Annotated in this window: 4 protein-coding genes; all 4 read left to right on the forward strand. The window is 69.0% G+C overall.

What is annotated here, in order from left to right:
• Window positions 1–206 precede the first annotated feature (206 nt).
• Complete coding sequence (locus ACFWFI_RS41630; RefSeq protein ID WP_387400995.1) at window positions 207–683, forward strand: hypothetical protein; 477 nt, start codon at window positions 207–209, stop codon at window positions 681–683.
• On the forward strand, window positions 680–988 hold the full coding sequence (locus tag ACFWFI_RS41635; protein WP_387400997.1) for a hypothetical protein: 309 nt from the start codon (window positions 680–682) through the stop codon (window positions 986–988). Before ACFWFI_RS41630 ends, ACFWFI_RS41635 begins: the two co-directional genes overlap by 4 nt.
• A 131-nt stretch (window positions 989–1,119) precedes the next feature.
• Window positions 1,120–3,180, forward strand: coding sequence for an ATP/GTP-binding protein (locus ACFWFI_RS41640; RefSeq protein WP_387400999.1), 2,061 nt, complete (start codon window positions 1,120–1,122; stop codon window positions 3,178–3,180).
• 23 nt (window positions 3,181–3,203) lie between these two features.
• The gene (locus ACFWFI_RS41645; protein WP_387401001.1) at window positions 3,204–3,620 is read left to right on the forward strand and encodes a conjugal transfer protein TraB; all 417 of its coding nucleotides are present in this window, start codon (window positions 3,204–3,206) and stop codon (window positions 3,618–3,620) included.
• Window positions 3,621–3,674 lie beyond the last annotated feature (54 nt).

The following is a 3,674-nucleotide window of genomic DNA, read 5'->3' on the forward strand; positions in this document are numbered from 1 at the left end:
ATGTCGCCGTTCGGGAGCTTCGACCGCATCTCGGCGAGGCGGCCCTTCATGACCTCGCTGGTGCTGCGCCGGATCGCCATGGATCTGGACCGCTGGGACGAACTCGGTGCGAGCCAGGCTCGCACCGAGCACCCCGAACCCGGCGCAGCAGCCACGGGGATTGGGGCTTCCCCCTCCTCAACCCCTGAGACTGGAGGTCTTCACGCATGAACAGCAACGACCCGAATCACGCACCTCTGCGCGACGTCGCGCAGAGCCCGGAGGCAACCGCCAGGTACCTGGCCGACGTTCAGCGGGTCCTGCTGGACATCGGCAGGAACCTGGAGACCCTCGCGATGGAGACCCGCATCCACTGCCGCAAGACGCACGTGGAGGGCGACCGGTTCTACGACGCCTGGCTGCGCGCTCAGCCCGTGGAAAGGGCCCTCAAGGACGTTCTCCGAAACGTCCAGGGCGTCACCAAGGGCCTGGAAAGGAGCGCGTACAAGCGCCGCGCCCACGATGAGGCGGTCGCCAATACGGCCACGAAGAGGAAGGAAAAGGAGCTGGAAAAGCAGCAGAAGAAGGCCCCTCCGCTCCAGGCCGCCCCGCTCAATTCCGAGCAGGAGGGTGCGCAGAGCCAGAATTCCCGCTATGGTGACCCTACGTCAATTTACGACATGGGTAACAGGGAGTCGGCGTGACTCGCCCCCTCAGTAGTGCCGAACGGTCCGCCGAACGGCGCAGGCAGTGGCTGAAGGATGAGGCGGATAAAGCCCGCGAATCTCGCGGCGAGCAGGGGCAGATGGAATTCTGGCTCCGCCTCGCACGATCCCGAATCGCCAAAGACGTAAAAGCCGGTCGCGGAGACATCCACGTCGGATTCGCGCTCATCTGCCGCCTGTTCATCACCGCGATGGACAGGCGGGCCGAGGGCGACACACGGATCTGGAACGACCTCCTGCAGTACGCGGAGCAGGTCGTGGCGAAGCACCCCCCGCGTCACTGAAGGTCACCAACGAAGGCCCCGCCGGACTCCGGCGGGGCCTCGCGCGCGTAAAGCGTGCACACGTGCCCGTGCACACGCGTGCACACAAGACTCCACGCTCTGTCAAGCCCCTGGAAGGAAGGAGATGCACCGTGTCCGACGACGATGAGGACGGCAGCGGGACCCTGCTCCGCGGCCCCTGGAGCGGTGAATCCTCGTACGTGCCGCCCCCGATGCCGGATTACAGCGACACTATTCCGCCGCCGGAGGGCATTCCCGCAGTGCCCCCGGAGTCGCCGGAAGAGACGACCATGCAATTGCCGCCGATCCCGGCCGCGCCGGACCCGGCAATGGCATTGCGCTCGGAGGGAATTGCACCGCCAGAAATCGGAGAGGAAGACGGCGAATACGAGGAGGGTGAATATGTTCAGCCTCGCTCTCTCGCTGACCGTCTCGGTGACTGGCTGGAACTCCGGCTGGAAATGGCGCGGTCGCTTCATGAAAGCGAGGCTCCTTTCCGGGAGGCTGAAGTGGCACGGAAGGCGGCGCTGCTGGAGGGCCGGACCGCGCAGGAAATCGCGATGATGGAGCAGAACGGAAAGCTCCATGCCGCGATGATGAAAGCGAAGGGCGACAAAGCGGCGGCGCGCGGCAAGGCCGACGCCGACCGCATGAAGTCGCCCGGCTCCGGCCTGGGTGCGGACAAGGGCCGATCGAAGGCCGGCGGCGGCAGCGGGTCCTCGCGCGGCGGGGGCGGCGGTCCGTCGCGCAACAATTCCGGGCCGGGCTCCAAGGGCCCCGGGGCGCAGCGCGGCGGCGCCAACTCCGGCGGGCTTGGCGGGCGTTCCGGGAGCGGATCGACTGGCGCAGGCGGCAAGGGCGGCTCGAAGAGCTCTGACCGGGGCGCTGGCGGCCGTGCACCCGGTTCCGGGCGCAACGGGGCGACTGGGGGTTCGAAAGGCTCTCAGTCGGGCTCTGGCGGCTCCGGAAAGGGTGGCGGCTCGAAGGGTGACGGGGGTTCGGCGTCCAACTCGCGTGCTGAGCGGTCGCGTGACCGTCAGGACCGGGCCGGTGCTCGTCAGGCCAGCCGTCAGAAGCGGCGCGCTGCTGATCACGCTGCTGGGATCGCTGACCGGTCCAAGGACCGGCAGCAGGCGCGTGCCAACCGGCAGAAGGAGTGGAAGGACCGCCGGGCGAAGAAGGAGGAGCGGGACGCGGCCAGGAAGGCGAAGCGGGAAGCCGCAGCGTCGGCCGACTCGGGCCGCACCACGCTGGGCGGTGCCGTCTCAGAGGAAGCCCAGCGCCGCTGGAGTAAACGTCGCGCCGATGCGACGGCCGATACGGCTGGCACGGAGAAAGTGAGCCTGACCAAGGACAAGGACAAGGGCGAGCGTGCCGACGGTAAGGGTGAGAAAGACGCCAAAGAAGGCCCTGACGGCTCGAAAAGGAAGCGGCGCGGTTTCCGGCGGCGCACCGGCCGCACGGGCCGTGCGGGCCGGGCCGGTCGGACCCGCCGCACGGGCCGGCACCGTCCGCGCGGCCGGGGTGAGCGCCCGTCGGACAGCACGTTCGGTCCGGTCGATCCCACACTGACGGTGGAGTGGCCCGACCGCGACCGACCGCCGCGGCGTGCCGGCCAGGACGCAGACGAAGTCGTCGATGCGGACATCGTCCCCGACGGGCCCGCAGGTGCGACGACGGGCGTGAAGGGCCTGCCTCCCGCGCCGGAGAAGCACAGCAAACGGCCCGGCAGTAGTCGGCCCGCCCCCACGGAAGGGAGCAGCGTGAGCAGCTCGGAGGTCAACAAGCCGTCGCGGCAGGCCAACCTGGGTGCCCAGCACCGTACGGACATCACGTTCGACGAGTACCTGATGGTGATGGCGAACGCGGCTATCCGTGCCGCGTCCGACCAGGAGCGGGCGGAAGCACTGATGGAGGCGCTCGGCAAGGTGGCCGACGCACTGCGGGACATGGCCACCGATCTGGTCGGCGACCACAACATCGACACCGAGGTCACCGAACTGATCGCGGACCTCGCCGATGCCGCGGCCCGCATGCAGACGCAGGCCAAGCGGTGTGCTGAGCAGTGCGGCATCGCCAAGGCAGCCTCCCGGGTCGCGGCTACCGAGGTCGCCCGCGTCTACGGCCAGGACATGGCAGCCAAGGAAGAAGCGGGCCTCAAGCACGCGTCGGCCGCCGCCCACCACGACTAGAAGTCAGGAAGGGATATTCACTGATGAGTGATCTCGTACCCCGCCCGGCCGGTGCGGCGCCCGCGCCGGCCGACGGCGACAACCGCTACAAGTCGGTGCAGGCCAAGCTGCGCAAGCTCGGCACGGCCATGGACGACGCCACCCTCGAGCTGGAGGGGCTGCGGCGCAGCATGCAGGCCAACGCCAGCAGTACCGAGGACGCCGCCCGCGACATCGAGAACGCCGGCCTGGACGGCAAGTTCGTAGAGGTGACCAACCTGGTCTCGGTCGCCCTGGGCGGCGCCGCGATCGAGGTCCGCAAGCTGGACGAGTTCGCGCGGGAGACCGCCGACCTCACCCGGGAGACCCAGCACACTCATTCCCGGTTGTACGGGGCGCTGGACGACATTCGCTCCAACCGGCGCGAAAAGACGCCCAGGCCCGGATTCTGGAGCCGCTGACCCCTGTCCTCCCTCCCCTCCCCCGTCACGGGCGGCCCCGCAGCTCTGCGGGGC

Source organism: Streptomyces sp. NPDC060209 (assembly GCF_042728155.1).
In the GTDB taxonomy this organism is placed as follows: Bacteria; Actinomycetota; Actinomycetes; order Streptomycetales; family Streptomycetaceae; genus Streptomyces.